The sequence below is a fragment of the Nevskia soli genome, assembly GCF_903970205.1.
In the GTDB taxonomy this organism is placed as follows: domain Bacteria; phylum Acidobacteriota; class Terriglobia; order Bryobacterales; family Bryobacteraceae; genus Bog-113.
In genome coordinates this window covers 1-17,352 of the sequence record NZ_CAJCHS010000321.1, presented here as the reverse complement: position 1 = coordinate 17,352, position 17,352 = coordinate 1, and the positions used below count along the sequence as shown (strand labels likewise).

Sequence of the window (17,352 nt, the reverse complement as noted above, 5' to 3'; positions counted from 1 at the left end):
GTATGACCGCAAGCACTCTCGCAAGATTCGGCAATCCGGTCAGATCCGCATGCGGTCGGCGCGCGTTATGGACATGGCCCGGGCCCCCTCGCTTTCCCGGTCCGACAAAAAAAGTGTGATAGGGTAAATGTGAACAATCCATCAGTGTCCGCTAACATCTCTCGAGCCGGTGAAATGACATTTTCTCCGCCTCAGATCCCGGCGACGCCCGTTAAAATCCTTATTGTTGAAGACGAAGGTCTCGTAGCCGATAATCTCGCGGACCTTCTGTCGTCCGACGGCTACCGGGTGGTTGGTATCGCCGAGTCCTCGGAAGGCGCTCTGGAACTGGTTCCGCAGTTGATGCCGGACCTGATCCTGATGGATGTCCGCATCAAGGGGTCCATGGATGGCATCGCCACGACCGCGAAGCTGCGCGAGCACTTCGACATACCCGTTGTCTACTTAACTGCCCACACCGATCACCAGACGGTCGACCGCGCGAAGACCACGGGCGCCTTCGGTTACCTGACCAAGCCCGTGTATCCCATGAACCTCTCCATCACGATTGAGATGGCGATCCATAAGCACCGGGCCGACCGCGCCATGCGGAACCAGCGGTCATGGATGGCTACCGTACTTAGCACCATGGCCGACGCCATGGCCGTGATCGATTCCGACCGGAAGGTTCAATTTCTCAACGGGCCGGCCGAGGCGCTTACCGGATGGACCAATGAACAGTGCCGCGACGTCGATATCGCTACCGTCCTCCGACTTAGGGACGCCGTCACCGACGCGGATGTGGATGAACTGCTCACGCCGCCTTACAAGCCGCAGCCCCCGAGCGAACTCCCCCGCGACCTGGTCGCCAGCAAGCGCAACGGCCGAACGTTTCCCATTGAAGGCGCCCTGGCCCCCAGCGTGGACGAGGGCAGAGTGGTCGGCGCCGTCGTTACCTTCCGGGATGCAACGTCCCGCAAGGCTCGCGATAACGAGATCCGCCACATGGACAAAATGCATGCGGTCGGCCGTTTAGCCGCCGGGATCGCGCACGATTTTAACAACTTGCTGTTCGTTATTCTCGGCTATTCCGATGAATTGATCAGCGCTGGGCCGGACGATCACGGGCTGCACGCCCTGCGCGAGATCCAGAAAGCCGGCAGGAGCGCGGCCAGCCTGACTCAGCAGTTGTTGAAGTTCAGCCGCAAGCAGTCGGTCGAGCAGCAGGATGTCGATCTGAACGCGGTAATCCGGGACACCGAGGAGCTCTTCCGCCGCGTGGGAGGCCCTTCCGTCACGTGGCGTTTCAAGCTCGACCGCGATCTGGGCGTCATGCAGGCCGATCCGGGCCAGTTGAAGCAGGTGCTGATGAATCTGGTTTCCAATGCCCGCGACGCCATGGGAGGCAGCGGCAGGATCACCATCGAGACGTCGAATGTCGATGTACCGCGCCTGGATGCCGCCGAGGCGGAAGCCGAACAATTCATCGCGCTGAGCGTGACCGATACCGGCGCCGGCATGAGCGCCGAAACGGCGGAACACTTATTCGAACCGTTCTTCACCACCAAACAGCCCGGCGGCGGCACCGGGCTGGGTCTTTCCATCGTCCACACCATCGTCACCGATCACGGGGGAACCATCAATGTGGACAGCACGCCGGGCAACGGCGCTACCTTCACCATGTACTTCCCGCGCATCGCCGCCGCGGCGGTCCGTCCGGCGTTACCCGCTGCGACCACCAGCGGAGTTTCCGATGCCGTCACGGTCTTGCTGGTCGAGGACCAGGATAATGTGCGCGGCCTGCTGCGCGAGTATCTGCTGGGCGCTGGATATACGGTTGTCGAAGCCTCCGATGGGGAAGAAGCGGTTCGCATCGCCAACGATTATTCCGGACAGATCGACGTGGTCGTTACGGATGTCATGATGCCCGGACTCAATGGTTTCGAGGTGGCCCGCAACTTATCCATCGGACGGCCGGAAATCAAAATCATCTTCATCTCCGGATACGCGCAGGAGTTAGTGGATAGCGTGGCCAATCTGCCCCAGGGCGCACGCTTTCTTCCCAAACCGTTCGGCAAGACAGAGTTATTGCAAAAGGTAAGCAGCCTGTTGCTCGGGCGCGAGAAGTCCCAGGTCTTCAAGGCGTCTTAGCTTATCCGTTATTCGAAAATGCACGCCTGGAGAGCAGTGCGACCGTGCCTTTTAATCGTTTTACCGTCTGCGGTTTCGCGGTGCTGGCCGCGACCTGCCTGTTCGCCGGCTGGAACCTGCGCGAGCAAAGTCAAGTCCCCGGCTGGGTCGATCACACCTATCTAGTTATTCAGGTATCAAGAGAGGTCCTCGCCGACATCGTGGACGCCGAGAACAGCCAGCGCGGCTTTCTCATAACCGGTTCGGAGAGCTACTTACAGCCTTATCGCGAAGCCCTGGCCAGGCCGCCGGGTCATATCCGCCGACTGCGGGATCTCAGCACCGGCGAACCGCTTCAGCAAGAGCGCCTGGATCAACTGGATGCGTTGTCGAAGGCCAGGCTGACGCTACTTGACGACGGGATCCAGGTATTTCGGGAGCACGGCCGGGAATTCGCTCTCGATTATCGCCTGAACCATCCCGCCGGCCGGACATCCATGCAGGCCATTCGCGTTCTTCTCGCGCAGTTCGAAGGGGAGGAAAACGCACTCCTGATAAGTCGCATCCGGAGTCGCAGTCAGAACTCCTCGAATACGGTCCTGGTCGTCACGGGCGGCTTTTTGCTGGCGCTTACCTTCTTCCTTGTGGCTGCCCGGCAGCACCGCCGGATCGAGGTTGAAACCGAACGCGCGAGCCGGAGCATGGAGGAGCTTCGAATTCTGCAACGGTTAGTCGAAGAAGCGCCCATGGGGATCATGATGCTCGACCGGCAACTCCGGCAAATTCAGGTGAGCCAGTGCTGGCTCGATGACGCCGGTTTGACCCGCGAAGCGGTACTCGGCAAAAGCCATTACGAAACGTATCCCAACTTGCCGCAACGCTGGATCGAGAATCATCGCCGGGCGCTCGCCGGGGAGACCGTTTCCGGACGCGAAGAATGCTTCGTCGCCCCCGACGGCCTGGAACACTGGGTCAACTGGCGCGTCGCTCCGTGGGGCAACAGCGGAGAAACCACCGGCGGCGTCGTCATTTACGCCGAGGACATCACCCGCCGCAAACTGGCCGAAGCCAGCGCCCGCCGACACGAGCTTCAATATCGAGTCCTCTTCGAGAACATGCCTGACGCGATCGCCTACTGTCAAATGATTTGGGAAGGCGACAAACCCGCGGACTTCATCTACCTGGCGGTGAACTCCGGTTTCTCTTCCCTCACCGGCGCCTCGGATGTTGTCGGCCGCCGGATGTCGGATTTAACTCCGCGGGTCGACCCGGTCTTGCTTGAGGTGTACGGCCGCGTTTCCCGCACAGGCGTTGCCGAAAATTTGGATCACCATAGCAAAGAGCATAATAAGTGGCTCCACTTATCGGTATTCAGTCCGGAAGGACAGTTCTTTGTCGTCATTACTCGGGACATCACGCAGCGCAAACGAGATGAAGCCATCGCCCGTCAATGGCAGCGCGCGTTTGAAGATTCTCAGTCCGGAATCGCAATCGCTAACGTAGTAACTGGAAAGATCGACGCCGCAAATCCGGCTTACTCACAAAGCATGGGGTATACGGAGGACGAAGTGGTCAGCCGGGACACCGCCTTCGTCTACCCCGAAAGCGAACTGGCGCACCGGCAGGCTGTATTGCGGGCCGCCGAGGAATCTCAACAGGGTCATGTTTTGTTTGAGACCGTCCACGTAAAAAAAGACGGCACGTCTTTTCCAGTCCTCGTCGACATCACCATCCTCCGTGACGACGCGGGACACCCTATCTCGCACGTCAAAATTGTCCATGACCTGACGGAAATCAAGCGAACCGGCGAAGCGCTGCGTGCCAGTGAAGCTCGCGCCCGGTCGTTGTTCGAGAACACCGGACAAGGCATCTTAATCGCCGACGCCGCGGGCCGTATCGTGGACGCCAACGGGGTGGTGCAGCACATGTTCGGCTATACCGCTTCCGAGTTGATCGGCGAGCCGACGGAGATGCTAATGCCGTGCAGTGCGCTAACCGGACGCCGCGCGAACTACTGGTTGCGGCGCGACGCGAGCAATAGCGGGCGGTCGATTGAGTTAGTCGGATACCGGCGGGACGGCAGCGAATTCCCGGTGGAAATCTGCCTCAGCTACCTGGCGGAGCCTCAGGAAGGGCTCTCCATTGCTTTTGTCTCGGACATCACCAAGCGCAAGCAGGTGGATGCCGCGCTGCGCGAGAGTGAATCCCAGTTCCGTACGCTCGCCAACACCATTCCGAACCTCTCCTGGATGGCCAACGCCGATGGCTGGGCCTTCTGGTTCAACCAGCGCTGGTTCGATTACACCGGGTGCACCAGCGAACAGTTGGAGGGCTGGGGCTGGGAGTCGGTGATGGATCCGGCACTGCTTCAGGAGGTGGTCGAGCGCTGGACGGGCTCGCTTGCGTCCGGAACTCCGTTCGAGATGGTGTTGCGGCTGCGCGGCGCCGATGGCGTGTTCCGTCCGTTCCTCACGCGCGGGACACCGGTAACGAACGCGGCCGGCAAAGTGGTCCGGTGGTTCGGCACGAACACCGACGTCAGCGAGCAGCTCCACAATGAAGAGGTGCTGCGCTCACGAAGCCAGCAGCTTGAGACCGCCAATGCGCATCTGAAACGCACCGGAGAGGCGTTGCGGGCCAGCGAAGCGCGCGCGCGTTCGTTATTCGAAAACGCGGGTCAGGGCATTCTGACCACGGACGTCGGAGGGCGGATCATAGACGCCAACGCGATGGTGGCGCGCCTGTTCGGTTACACGCGGTCCGAACTGATCGGCATGCCGGTCGAACTGCTTCTGCCGCCGGGTCTCCGCCGACGGTATGCGGGTTACCAGAGCCGCAGCCAGTATCGCCATGGGCATCCGGAGGCGCATCTCCATGGGCGTCCCGCGCGTAACGGAATGGACCTGATCGCGCTGCGCAACGACGGCGCCGAATTTCCGGTGGAAGTGAGCCTGAGTTTCGTCGGCGAACAACACGATGGCTTATCGATCGCCTTCGTTTCCGACATCACGGCGCGCAAAAAAGCCGAACGGGAGCGCGAAGATCTGATTGCACGGCTCGAAGATGCCCTGACGGAAAAGACCGTTCTGATTCAGGAAGTACATCATCGGGTCAAGAATAATCTGGCCATCGTCGCGGCGCTTCTGGGGATGCAATCGTCGGCGATCGAGGATGGCCGCGCCAAGGTCGCGCTGGTGGCCAGCCAGCATAGAGTCCTGTCCATGGCGCGCATCCATGAATTCCTGTATGCCACCAAGAACCTGGATCGCGTGGCTTTCCGGAAGTATCTGGAACAGCTGACGGGGGAGCTTTGTGACTCTTACTCGGTTTCGACTTTAGTCGACGTCAGTATCGAAGCGGAGGACATTGACTTACCCGTGGACCAGGCGATCCCGTGCGGTCTTATCCTCAACGAGTTACTCTCGAATACTCTCAAGCACGCCTTCCCCGAGGGCCGCTCCGGATCGATCGTGGTGCGCTTCGTCCGGCTGAGCTCGGGCGCTCTCTCGCTATCTTGTAGCGACGACGGTGTCGGCATGCCCGAGACATTCCATTGGGAAACGGCCAAATCGCTCGGCCTGCGTATCGTCAGAATACTGTCTAAGCAGATCAATGGCGAGTTGACCATGCATTCCGGGTCCGGCGGTACTACGTTCGAACTGCGATTCAATCCGGCACAGGCGGACTTGGCCGGTTACCGAGTTATGGTAGCCGGTCAAGAGGCTTGACCATGCACCCATGCTGGCGAATGCATTGCGGGACTGCGCTTGATGATGCCGTGAGTCCGCTCTCTCGTCATGCGGATTCGGCAGCCGAGCGGGTCGGGCCCGGCGCCGCACGTGTTATCCCGGAACACCATCCATGCCGCCTGGTCCTGCCCGTCGATCATCCACGCCGTCCCATTGGTCGCATGGTGCGTCAGGTCCAGGTAATAGGCGGCGTTCAGATCGATATCGGCGGCGTCGGCATCCATCTGCAGGCACCGGTTTCCGGGAGATCCCGATGCCTTATCCGCGGGGCCGCAATAGTCTTCATCGTGTTCCAGCAGGATCTTCTTATTAGCCCCGGTGATAAAGTAGCGCGTCGTGACGGGTGGAACCCCGGCTACTTGGGACCACCGGCTCAGGTCTTCGGCAAACGCCGCTGGAAGCTCAGTCAGGCCGAGCGTCTCTTCCCGAACCTGTTTGGAAAAGACGGTCACCGACGGAGTAGGTTCGCCATTGGTCGGATGAAAGTAGAATGCACCGAGCGCGATGCCTTCCCGTATGTCTAACCAGAGGAATCCGCGTCCCGCAAGATACTGTCCTCCGCGGCTCGATACGGTCACATAGCGTCCGTCGCGGATTCTAACCGGTATATCGGAACCTTTGAGCACAATGTCGAGCGCCTCATCGAGCGGCATGTCCCAGCCGTAATGGAAGGTGCAACTGGGCAACGCGGCGTGCATCAGTTTCCTGAACTGTTTGTCCCGCACCGCCTCATGCGCCGGCTTACCCGCGAACTGCGCCAGAAATGTAAGCTGATCGGCGGGAAGGGGTTTTTGGAAGATCGATGTTGTATCGAATAGTAAGGCAAGCAGATTGCAGAGGAAGAGCATGAACAACACCGGTTCCCCTGCATTGTACCGCCGAAACGCCCGCCGGCAACCCCGCGCCGGCGAGGGGGGCGTCAAGAAGAGTCTCGATAGGCACCTAGGATTCCGTCGTCATATGGTCAGAAAGTGGAACAACGAACTAACCGCGGCAAGGGGCGCAGGCCCGCGTTCCGGCCCGCTTTGGGTTACGAATCGCGGTTCCCGAGTGGACCTACGGAGTTTCTTTGCGCGGGAATTGCGCTCAGCTGGTTTGGTAGACCGTTCTATGTAAAGTGATCTAATGGAAATATGAAGTCTCACTAGAGACAATGCGCAAGATTCTCGGCGTCTCGCGATATGAAATGCCGAGGTGCGAAGGCGAATATACATCAGAAACCGGCCGCGGCGCGGGCCGAGGCGGAAAAGACATACAAAACCGTGTCTTTCCGTCGAACGGATTGGATTTAAGTCTGGTAGGGGATAAAGCGCCTGCTCGCGCTGAATGGGGTCTTTCCTTCCAGGGCACAGAAACCTGCTTTGGATTTGCGTGATTTGGAAAGAAGGCCATAGCCATGTTGAATGTTGAACTCGAAGTAAAAGAGCGCGAACTGGAAGCTTTCAAAATTAACCTAGCCGCCCGCACGCTGCAACTGCAAGCTTCCGAAGGAAAACTCTTAAAGCTTACCCTTACGCTGGAAGCTTCCGACAATCGCATCGCCGACCTGACCCGGAAACTGCAAGCTTCCGAAAAAGAGCTTTCCCAGAGCATCCTCCGACTGGAGATTTCAGACGGGAAGCTCATCGACAGCACTCTTGAAATAAGAGCGTCCGAGGAGCGCCAACAAGCTGACGAAGATATAAAGAACAGCCTGATTTCCCAGCTCAACAAGGCGCTCGCGGGAAAAACGGTTCTAATGAGGGAGCTGCATCACAGGGTCAAGAACAATTTGGCTGTGATCGCGGCGCTTCTGCAAATGCAGGCTGCCACGCTGACCGATGAACGAGCGATTAAGGCATTCGCCGATAGCCAGCAGCGGGTAATGTCGATGGCGCTGATTCATGAAAGCTTGTATGGCCGGGAAGATATGGATAGGCTCAATTTCCGGGAATACCTTGAAAAGCTTGTCCGTCAGTTGCACGCGGCGTACGCGTTGGAAAACAATCTGATAAGAATCAAGGTCGCTGCCGAAGACATCGAGTTACCGATGCATCGGGTGATCTATTGCGGCTTGATCGTAAACGAATTGGTTTCGAACGCTTTGAAGTATTCCTACCCGCACGGCCGGGGCGGAGAGATCCACATAAAGTTTGCCCGGCTCGAATCAGGATCGATCTCGCTTTCGTGCCAGGATAACGGGCCGGGAATCCCGGAAAGCTTCGATTGGACGAATTCGCCCTCATTGGGACTGCGGATAATCCGGACTCTCACCAATCAGATGAATGGCGAGCTGAAGCTGGATCGAAGCCAAGGCACTAAGTTCGAGCTGACGCTTCCATGGCACTCCATACCCGCAGCTGAGCCCAATGATCCGTCAAGTATGGCTACGCCTTTCTGAAAGATAGATGTTGCATCGAATAGAATCGCGAGCGATAGCGGCTTGGTAACGTCCCGAGTCTAACTAGTTCGGCATGTACTGAATCTACTGGCCGGCGGGCAGGCGAGCCGATAAACCCGGAATAACCCCATTTTTTAACTCTGCAGGAACTGGAACAACAAACTAACATCGGCAAGCGGGGTAGGCTCGCGTTCCAACACGATCTCAATCAGCGTAGTCGTGTACGGAAAGAACAACTTCGCATCGCTGCCCAGATTCGTCAGGTCCAGCTTCACCGGCTTAGTTGCATCCAGCATCGGGGTCAACCTCGTCGGAACGGCATCCGACGTATAGGCCTCATACTCGATGTAGGAAGTTCCACTCGAAGCAATCAACTCCATCCAGACCTTCCTCGGGTGTCCCGCCGTCCCTACATTCAGCATGTCATCCGAAAGCCGCACGTAGAAGCAACGGTAGCTGCTATCGGCGCTATAAGTATCGACAGTTATGGGCACGCCCTGGAATTGAGGGTCGTCGGATTGGGCCAGATCGTCGCCGACAAATAACTGCACGTTGTAATCCGGAACGCCATCGTCATGGTCGTCCTTTACGTGCATCACAAACTGCTGCCAGCCCGCGCCGCCCTGCCCGTCGATGTTACCGCGCTCGTCCTTGCGGCTAGCTGCGTCCATCTTCTGCAACGCGGGTTCGGCATGCGCCAATGCGGCTGTCAGCCACGTCTGATAAGTGTCCTGGGTCTTCACGTTCCGTAGAAAGTCACTGACTCGGACTACCGCGTCGGGATCGGGTTCCGACAGGATGGTTCCGTGGTTCTTTCCGTCGACCGCGATTACGGGACATTCGAGCCGCCCTGTTACCCAGTCCGATATGTTGACTCGGGTAGGAGCTTTGTTGGCGTCCAGCAACTTCGGTTCCCGTCGAAAGTCCAGCTGCACCATGCGCGTATTGAGGGCGCATCCGGCCCAGCGCACGGTGCCGTCGCTGCCCGGTGAGTTGGCCACCGCGGCCACTCCGCTGTACCCCACATTTCCGATAAACACCGCAATATAGGGCGTGTCGGGTCCCTTGCCGTAGAGGGGCTGGGCGCCGAGCATGTCCGCCATGGCGAGGTCCCACGTGTACTCACTTCCGAGTTCCAGGCCCTGCAGCACCAAGTCGCCCGCATTCATAAAGTCCGGCCCGATCGTGCGGTTCCCCTTGACCAGCGCCCCCAGCCAGCTTCGGCCTTCCTTTCCCTGCGGCGATCCGAAGGTCGCCGGCGCCAGTCCAATCAGATGCTTGAGCCGCCGGACGCGGCTCCGGTCGTCGCCCGGCCCGAAAGGATCGCTGATCAGCCACTGGCGGAGCACCAGCATTCCGGTCGAATGGACAATCGCGTCGAAGGTCCAGCGGTCGTCCTTCGATCCCGCGCTCCACTTGGTCAGGCGCAGCGCGCGGTCGAATGCTTCGCCGAGATCCTTGATCGTGATTTCGTTATTCAAGGAGACATAGTTCCCGATCTCGATGGTTGCGATATCGATCTGGGCCTGGACGAGCGCGGTCTTCCAGTTCTGAAATTCTTTGCCGGACGCCGAGTATCCGTGGATCAGCAGCGTGCGATTCGGAGTCTCCGACCGGTCGGATGGAACCGCGGCGGACGCGTCGGCGACCGGGGGAGCCGGGCTCTCGGAGCCGGTGCCGGCCGGGGCGCCGGCTTTGGGGTGGCCGAACAGCTTTTCCACGTCATCAAGAAACTGACTCATCGGCCACTCTCCCGTTAGATGAGTGAACACTCATCGACCACTGAGCATACATACATCGAGCGCCTATAGCAACCGGAAGTTGAGAGAAGTCCCGACACGGGACAGACCAGTCCGTGCGCCACACGGTCTGCCGGAATTCGCTGAGATATACGCCGGTAACAGACACACCCGTTTACCAAATGTCCCAAACACTGGTTGAACCTACCCCGGACACTCGTGTTGCGCAGCCTGACGCAGAGTTGTTTCGGGCCTTGGTGAACGGAGCTCTCGAGTACGCCATTTTCACGCTCGATCCGTCAGGCTTCATCTTGACTTGGAACGCCGGAGCCGAGCGGATCAAGGGTTATTCGGCGGACCAGATCATCGGCAAGCACTTTTCCTGCTTGTATCGAGACGAAGACATCGAATCCGGCAAACCGGCAAAAGCTTTGCAGATCGCGCGAGAAAACGGTAATTACGAAGAGGAAGGCTGGCGAGTTCGGCGTGACGGCTCCGGCTTCTGGGCGTCGGTCGTAATTACTCCCGTTACCGATGCGGCGGGGAACCTCCTTGGATTTTCCAAGATTACGCGCGATATCACGGAACGGAAGCTTGCGGAAACGGCCAGCCAGGCGGAACTGATCCGGCGATCGGAGGAACTGCAACGTCTGAAGTCCGAAGCGGAGGCCTTTTCCTACTCCGTCTCGCACGACTTGCGGGCGCCGCTTCGCCATCTGGACGGGTTCGCCGAGCTTCTGTTGAAACAGAATCGTACTCCACTCGACGAAAAAAGCCAGGGCTATCTGGAGAAGATCATGGTCGCATCAAAGCGCATGGGCCGCCTGATCGACGATCTTCTGACGTTTTCCCGGTTGTCGAGGACTGAGGTATCCCAAAGTGTCGTGAACGTCCGCGCTCTGGTGGAGCAGACGTGCGCCGATTTATCGCCGGAAACCGAGGGGAGAGTTGTGGTTTGGACTCTTGGCGATTTGCCTCCAATCCGCGGGGATCGCGCGATGATGCGCGTCGCGCTGGTGAATCTACTTTCCAACGCCGTGAAGTACAGCAGCCGTCGGCCGGAAGCCAGGATCGAAGTGGGATCGGTGCCCGGGCCGCCGGATACAGTGACCCTCTTCGTGCGCGACAACGGCGTCGGCTTTGAGATGGAGTACGCGCACAAATTGTTCCAGGTGTTTCAGCGTCTGCACTCGGAAGAGTACGAGGGAACGGGCATCGGACTGGCGACAGTCAAGCGGATCGTGGAACACCACGGCGGAACGGTGTGGGCCGAAAGTTCTCCGGAAAACGGCGCCACTTTTTACGTCACGCTGCCCGCGGCTTAAAACCGCCGCCCCAGGACCCGGCGTTTTTAGGAGACGATACATGCCTCATCCTTCGGTGATATTAATGGCCGACGACAGCGTTAATGACACGGACCTCGCACTGGAAGCGCTCGCTGAATATAATCTTGCTAACCGCGTGGTCGTGGTTCGCGATGGTCTGGAGGCGCTGAATTTCCTGCTCCGGCGCGGACGCTTTGCGGATTACCGGGGACCCCACCCGGTGCTTTTCCTGCTCGACATCAAAATGCCGAAAATCAATGGACTGGAAGTGCTTCGACACATGCGGGAGCACCCGGAGCTCTCATCCATACCCGTCATCGTCCTCTCGTCTTCGCGCGAAGAACCGGACCTGGCGGAGGCGCGCAGGCTGGGGGCCACGGCTTATATTGTCAAGCCGGTCGGCTTCCATGAATTCGCGGACGCAATTAAGACCGCCGGCAAATTCTGGGCGGTGTTGAACGCTCTGCAACCAAATATGGACCTACCGGCCTTTACTCCAGCCGCTATTTCCGTGGAGGAGCGCGCGCTTTGAAAATACTTCACGTGGAAGACAACTCCTACGACGCGGAAATCATCGCGGCGTGCCTTGCCGAAGCCGGTCTCTCCTGCGACATTACGCGCACGCAGACCAGCGCGGAGTATCAGGCGCTGCTGGAACAGCCCGGTTGGGACCTGATTCTATCGGACTACGCGCTCCCCTCGTTTAACGGCATTTCGGCGCTCCGATTCGCCGTGAAAAAGTGCCCCGAGGTGCCCTTCATCTTCGTTTCCGGAGTCCTTGGAGAGGATATCGCCGTCGAAACGCTGAAGATGGGCGCCAGCGACTACGTTGTTAAGAGCAACCTGGGGCGTCTCGGCTATGTGATCTTCCGCGCCCAGCGCGAAGCGGATCTCCTGGCGCGGGAAAAGGAAGCGGCACGAAAGGACCAGCAAACCGAAAAGCTCCTGAAGGAGTCCGCCGACCGATTGCTTCTGGCTACGCGGGCCGGAGCCGTCGGTATCTGGGACTATAACGTTGTCGATAACATCCTGCTCTGGGACGATCAGATGTTCTGTCTCTACGGGACGGAGCGGGAACGATTCAGCGGCGCCTACGAAGCCTGGGAATCGCTGGTTCATCCGGAGGACCGGCCCCGCGTTGCCGAGTTGCTCCAGCTTTCACTGGCCGGCGAGAAGACCTTCGATACCGACTTCCGCGTGGTCTGGAGCGACGGATCGATACACCACATTCATGCGTTAGCGGAAATAAGGCGCGACGCCGATGGGCGCGCCATCCGCGCGGTGGGCACCAACTGGGACATAACGGAACAGACCAGAACCGCCGATGCGCTGCGGCAAAGCGAAGCCAAACTGAGGGAAGCGCAGCGGATCGCGCGCGTCGGTTACTGGCACTACACTCCCGGCACGGGCAGGTTGACCTGGTCGGAAGAGGCGTTCCGAATCTTCGGTCTGGATCCGGAAACAAAACAAGTCACCAGGGAAGAAAGCCTGCTCATGCACGCGCCCGCCTCGCGATCCCTCTCGATTGAGGCCGTGGAGCGCACTCTTGAGAGCGGGGAGTCCCACGAGGTCGTTCTCGAGATCCAGCGCCGGGACGGCTCCAGCCGCTACATCGAGCAGCGCGGCCGTTTGACGAAGATCAAGGATGAGCGGGTTGAAGTGCCCGCGATTGAGGGCACGTTCCTGGATGTGACCGAGCGGGTCACGGGTGAGTTGGCGTTGCGGCAATCCAATGCCGACCTGGAGCGGCGCGTCGAGGAGCGCACCCGCGAACTCGCCGACGCCAACACCACGCTGCTCGGAAAGATGGCTCAACTCGAGAGAAGCGAGCAACGCTTCCAGCAGCTGGTTGAAGCCGCTCCGTCCGCGACTCTAATGGTCGGGGCTGACGGGCTGATCACGCTAGTCAACTCACAAACCGAGAAACTCTTTGGCTTCCCGCGGGAGGAGTTGCTGGGTCGACCGGTTGACGTTTTATTGCCGGCCGGAAATAACAGCCATAGCCTTCATCGCGAGAATTTCTTCCGCGACCCGGGCATTCGCACCATGGGCGCCGGAACGGAATTGTTCGGAAAGCGTAAAGACGGCAGCCCGGTGCCGATCGAGATCGGGTTGAGTCCGATCACCACCGACGAAGGGCCATTCGTTCTTGCCTCCATCATCGACATCACCGAACGGATGAAGAAGCAGGACGAAATCGCGGCCCAGGAAGCCAAGTTTCGTTTCCTGGCCGAGAGCCTGCCGCAGATGGTTTGGACCGCCAACCCCGACGGCGCCGTGGATTACTACAACTCAAAATGGTTTGAGTATACAGGCTGGACGCCGGAGCGGTCGCAAGAGTCGGATTGGGCGCGCGTTATACATCCGCATGACATCGAAGGCAGCACTCGGCTTTGGCAAAAGTCGCTGGCGACCGGAAAACCCTACAACGTCGAATTTCGGCTGCGGCGGGCGGTTGACGGTGTCTACCGCTGGCACCTGGGACGGGCGTTGGCGCTGCGGAACGAACAGGGAATCATTGTCAAGTGGTTCGGCACTTGCACCGACGTCGAGGACTATAAGTCGGCCGAGGCCGAGAATCTTCGCCTGCGGGAAGAACTGGAAGACCGGGTGGTCCTGCGTACCACCGAGTTGGAGTCCGCGAACCTCCGCCTGACGGAGTTTTCGCGCAAGTTGGAGGAAATTAACCGTGAATTGCAGGATTTTGCGTCTGTCGCGGCGCATGATCTGCAGGAACCGCTGCGTAAGGTGCAGGCGTTCGGCGACCGGCTGAAGGCGTTCTTCTCAACCGGAAATCTGGATCCGACCGCGCTCGATTACCTGGATCGAATGCTCCGCGCCACCAGCCGGATGCATGCGCTGATTAACGACCTGCTCTCGTTCTCGAGGGTGGCCAGTCAAGCGCGGCCGTTCGAATCGGTCGACCTCACGCGCATCGCCCGCGAAGTTCTATCGGATCTGGAAGAGTCCATCAACGCTTCGGGCGCGGTGGTGCATCTGGAGAGCCTGCCGGTGGTCAGAGCCGACCCGACGCAGATGCGGCAGCTACTGCAAAATCTGATCGGAAACAGCCTGAAGTTCCACAAACCGGGCGTAGTGCCCACGGTCCGCATTTGGGGAGAACTGATGAACTCGCCGCAATATCCGGAAGGCGCCGGCCAGTTTGTGGTGCAAGACAACGGGATCGGATTCGACGAGAAATATCTCGACCGGATATTTACGGTGTTCCAAAGACTGCATACCCGGGCGGAATACGAAGGCACCGGAGTCGGGCTGGCCATTTGCCGCAAGATCGTGCAAAGGCACGGCGGCGAAATCACGGCGGTCAGCGCGCCCGGCGAAGGAGCGGCATTTCAAGTGACTCTTCCGCGGCGCCCCCCGACCGCTCTGGCCGCCGATTCCGAAAGTGTCCTCGCATTTCCCGCGATGCCCAAGTTCAATCCGGCGGTGGAGAGGGTTTCCTCCTCGAACTTGACGCCGGCCGGCTTGTTGACGAAGCCGTCGGCTTCCAACCCGAAACGGAACCCGGCCCGATGAGTGCGCGCTTCTCCTTCACGCGCAACCGCGCCCGTCAGAAACGAAAGCCTGCGGAGATAAATACGGCTCTATGCTGAACTTCTGGTTGCAGCTATTCCGGGATGACTTCATGCCGCATGTGTACTGTCTTCGAGATCCGGCGGTCATCGCGCTACATATCGGATCGGACGCCGTAATTGCATTTTCTTACTTTGTGATTCCGTTTGCGCTGCTACTGCTGCGGCACAAGCGCCGCGACATAAAGTACGGCTGGATGTTCATGCTGTTCGGGATTTTCATTGTGGCTTGCGGCGCAACTCACCTGATGGCGATCTATACGCTCTGGCATCCGGTCTACCGGTTAGAGGGCCTGATTAAAGGGATCACCGCGATTGCCTCGTTACCGACGGCGCTGCTCCTGCTCAAGTTAGTACCGACGGTTGCCAAGCTGCCTTCGCAGGAACAACACCGGCGCGAAAGCGAAGAACGGGCGCGAGCGGAAGCGGCTTGGAAGACGTTACAGAACGTGCTCGATTGCGCGACGAATATCTCGATCATTGCGGGAGATATCGAGGGAGGGATAACAATTTTCAATCGGGGCGCTGAAAACATGCTAGGTTATCGCTCCGATGAAATGATTGGGAAAAGCCCGTTGGTGTTTCATCTGGAATCCGAAGTGATCGCCCGCGGACTGGAACTGACCCAGGAGACCGGCAGGCAAGTGCAAGGCGCCGAAGTCTTCGTTGAGGACCTGCGCCGCGGGCGGACGGAAGAGCGGGAATGGACCTACGTTCGCAAGGACGGCAGCCGTTTCAGCGTAAACCTGGTGGTCAACAGCTTACGCGACGCGAGCGGGGAAGCTCTTGGATTTCTTGGGGTAGCGATGGACATTTCGGCCCGCAAGAAAGCGGAAGCCGCTGCGCGGGCGAGCGATCAAAGCTTTCGGCTGGTGGTCGAATCGGTGGTGGATTACGCGCTGATCATGCTCGACACGGCAGGCTATGTGGTGAGTTGGAACGCAGGCGCCGAGCGACTTAAAGGCTATTCGAAGGACGAAATTGCGGGCCAACATGTCTCCGTGTTTTATCAGCCCGAGGATGTCGCGCGGGATCTCCCCGCCGAGGAATTGCGGGTAGTAGCCCAACTGGGGAGTTACGCGGTAGAAGGCTGGCGGGTCCGCAAAGACGGGTCGCGCTTCCAGGCGGAGGTTTCCATTACCGCGGTGCGCGACGATACGGGACAGTTAGTGGGCTTTGCGAAACTCGTTCACGACATCACGGCGCGCAAGGTAACGGATGAGCGCTTCCAGCTAGTGGTGGAGGCCGCGCCGAGTGCCATGGTGATGGTGGGGGTTGACGGTCTGATCACGCTGGTGAATACCCAGGCTGAGAGACTGTTCGGTTGGAACCGCAGCGAGATGCTCGGGCAACCGTTCGAAATCCTGCTGCCCGACCGGTTCCGCCAACGCCTCGCCGGCTTTCTGGAAGCATTTTTCTCCAGCCCGACGATGCCTGCGAGGGAGGCGGGGAGTGACCTTTTTGGACGGCGCAAGGACGGCAGCGAGGCGCCTATTGAAATCGCACTAAACCCGTGCGAAACCTCGCAGGGCCACTTTATCCTGGCGTCGATTATCGATATAACGGACCGCAAGTTCCATGAGACCCAGGCTCGCGAGCTGGAAGAACGGGAGATCCTGCGCACCAGTGAATTGGAAGCCGCGAACATCAAGCTCATTGAGTCCTCGCGCATGCTTGAAGAAAGCAACCGCGAGCTGCAGGATTTCGCTTCGGTCGCGGCGCACGATCTGCAGGAGCCGCTGCGCAAGGTGCAGGCTTTCGGCGATCGGCTCAAGGCGATCATTGTGGCCGGAAATCCGGATCCAACCGCGCTGGATTACCTGAATCGAATGCTCCGCGCTACCAGCCGGATGCATGCCCTGATCAATGACTTGCTCTCGTTCTCGAGGGTGGCCACTCAAGCGCGTCCGTTCGAATCGGTTGACCTTTTGCGCGTCGCCCGGGAAGTTCTATCGGATCTGGAAGAGCGCATCAACGGGACCGGCGCCATTGTGGAACTGGAACGGCTGCCCGTCGTCGAAGCCGACCCCACGCAGATGCGGCAGTTACTGCAAAACCTGATCGGAAACAGCTTGAAGTTCCACAAACCGGGTGAAGCGCCCGTCGTCCGCATTTGGGGTGAACTGATTAACTCGCACCAGTATCCCGAAGGCGCCGGTCAATTCGTGGTGAAAGACAACGGAATCGGTTTCGATGAGAAGTATCTCGACCGGATATTCACTGTGTTCCAAAGACTGCATAGCCGGACGGAGTACGAAGGCACCGGGGTCGGGCTGGCCATCTGCCGCAAGATCGTGAATCGGCACGGCGGAGAAATTACGGCGGTCAGTGCACCCGGCGAAGGCGCGGCATTTCAAGTGACTCTTCCGCGGAGGCCTGCCATCGCTCAGGCGGTCGACTACGGCGGTGTTCTCGCCTCGGCCGGCGCGCTCACACTCGATCCGGCGACGCATCAGG

General features: G+C 59.2%; 9 protein-coding genes. 7 read left to right on the top strand and 2 right to left on the bottom strand.

The window, feature by feature from the left end; all coding sequences use genetic code 11:
- The first annotated feature begins 144 nt into the window (after nt 1–144).
- On the top strand, nt 145–2,130 hold the full coding sequence (locus H1Y01_RS13985) for an ATP-binding response regulator (protein ID WP_180541127.1): 1,986 nt from the start codon (nt 145–147) through the stop codon (nt 2,128–2,130).
- Nucleotides 2,131–2,174: 44 nt separating this feature from the next.
- Nucleotides 2,175–5,837, top strand: coding sequence for a PAS domain S-box protein (locus tag H1Y01_RS13980; RefSeq protein ID WP_180541126.1), 3,663 nt, complete (start codon nt 2,175–2,177; stop codon nt 5,835–5,837).
- Here the strand turns inward: H1Y01_RS13980 and H1Y01_RS13975 are convergent.
- Nucleotides 5,825–6,706 carry a lysozyme inhibitor LprI family protein gene (locus H1Y01_RS13975; RefSeq protein WP_180541125.1) on the bottom strand — a complete coding sequence of 294 codons (882 nt, stop codon included), beginning with the start codon at nt 6,704–6,706 and terminating at the stop codon, nt 5,825–5,827. The genes H1Y01_RS13980 and H1Y01_RS13975 overlap by 13 nt on opposite strands.
- 548 nt (nt 6,707–7,254) lie before the next feature.
- On the opposite strand from H1Y01_RS13975, the gene H1Y01_RS13970 reads away from it, so the two are divergent.
- Nucleotides 7,255–8,238 carry a sensor histidine kinase gene (locus tag H1Y01_RS13970; protein ID WP_180541124.1) on the top strand — a complete coding sequence of 328 codons (984 nt, stop codon included), beginning with the start codon at nt 7,255–7,257 and terminating at the stop codon, nt 8,236–8,238.
- Between the two features lie 134 nt (nt 8,239–8,372).
- On the opposite strand, the gene H1Y01_RS13965 is transcribed toward H1Y01_RS13970, so the two are convergent.
- Nucleotides 8,373–9,980 (bottom strand): esterase/lipase family protein, encoded by a 1,608-nt coding sequence (locus tag H1Y01_RS13965; protein ID WP_219341544.1) that lies wholly within the window; start codon nt 9,978–9,980, stop codon nt 8,373–8,375.
- 179 nt (nt 9,981–10,159) lie between these two features.
- Between H1Y01_RS13965 and H1Y01_RS13960 the strand changes: the two genes are divergently transcribed.
- The 4 genes from H1Y01_RS13960 to H1Y01_RS13945 all read left to right on the top strand — a co-directional run.
- Nucleotides 10,160–11,302 (top strand): sensor histidine kinase, encoded by a 1,143-nt coding sequence (locus tag H1Y01_RS13960; protein ID WP_180541123.1) that lies wholly within the window; start codon nt 10,160–10,162, stop codon nt 11,300–11,302.
- 64 nt (nt 11,303–11,366) lie between these two features.
- The gene (locus tag H1Y01_RS13955; protein WP_257644456.1) at nt 11,367–11,834 is read left to right on the top strand and encodes a response regulator; all 468 of its coding nucleotides are present in this window, start codon (nt 11,367–11,369) and stop codon (nt 11,832–11,834) included.
- Nucleotides 11,831–14,839 (top strand): PAS domain S-box protein, encoded by a 3,009-nt coding sequence (locus tag H1Y01_RS13950; protein ID WP_180541121.1) that lies wholly within the window; start codon nt 11,831–11,833, stop codon nt 14,837–14,839. The genes H1Y01_RS13955 and H1Y01_RS13950 overlap by 4 nt, the downstream gene beginning before the upstream one ends.
- Before the next feature lie 70 nt (nt 14,840–14,909).
- Nucleotides 14,910–17,352 (top strand): PAS domain-containing sensor histidine kinase (locus H1Y01_RS13945; RefSeq protein ID WP_180541120.1); only part of this gene is annotated, 2,443 nt, incomplete at its 3' end.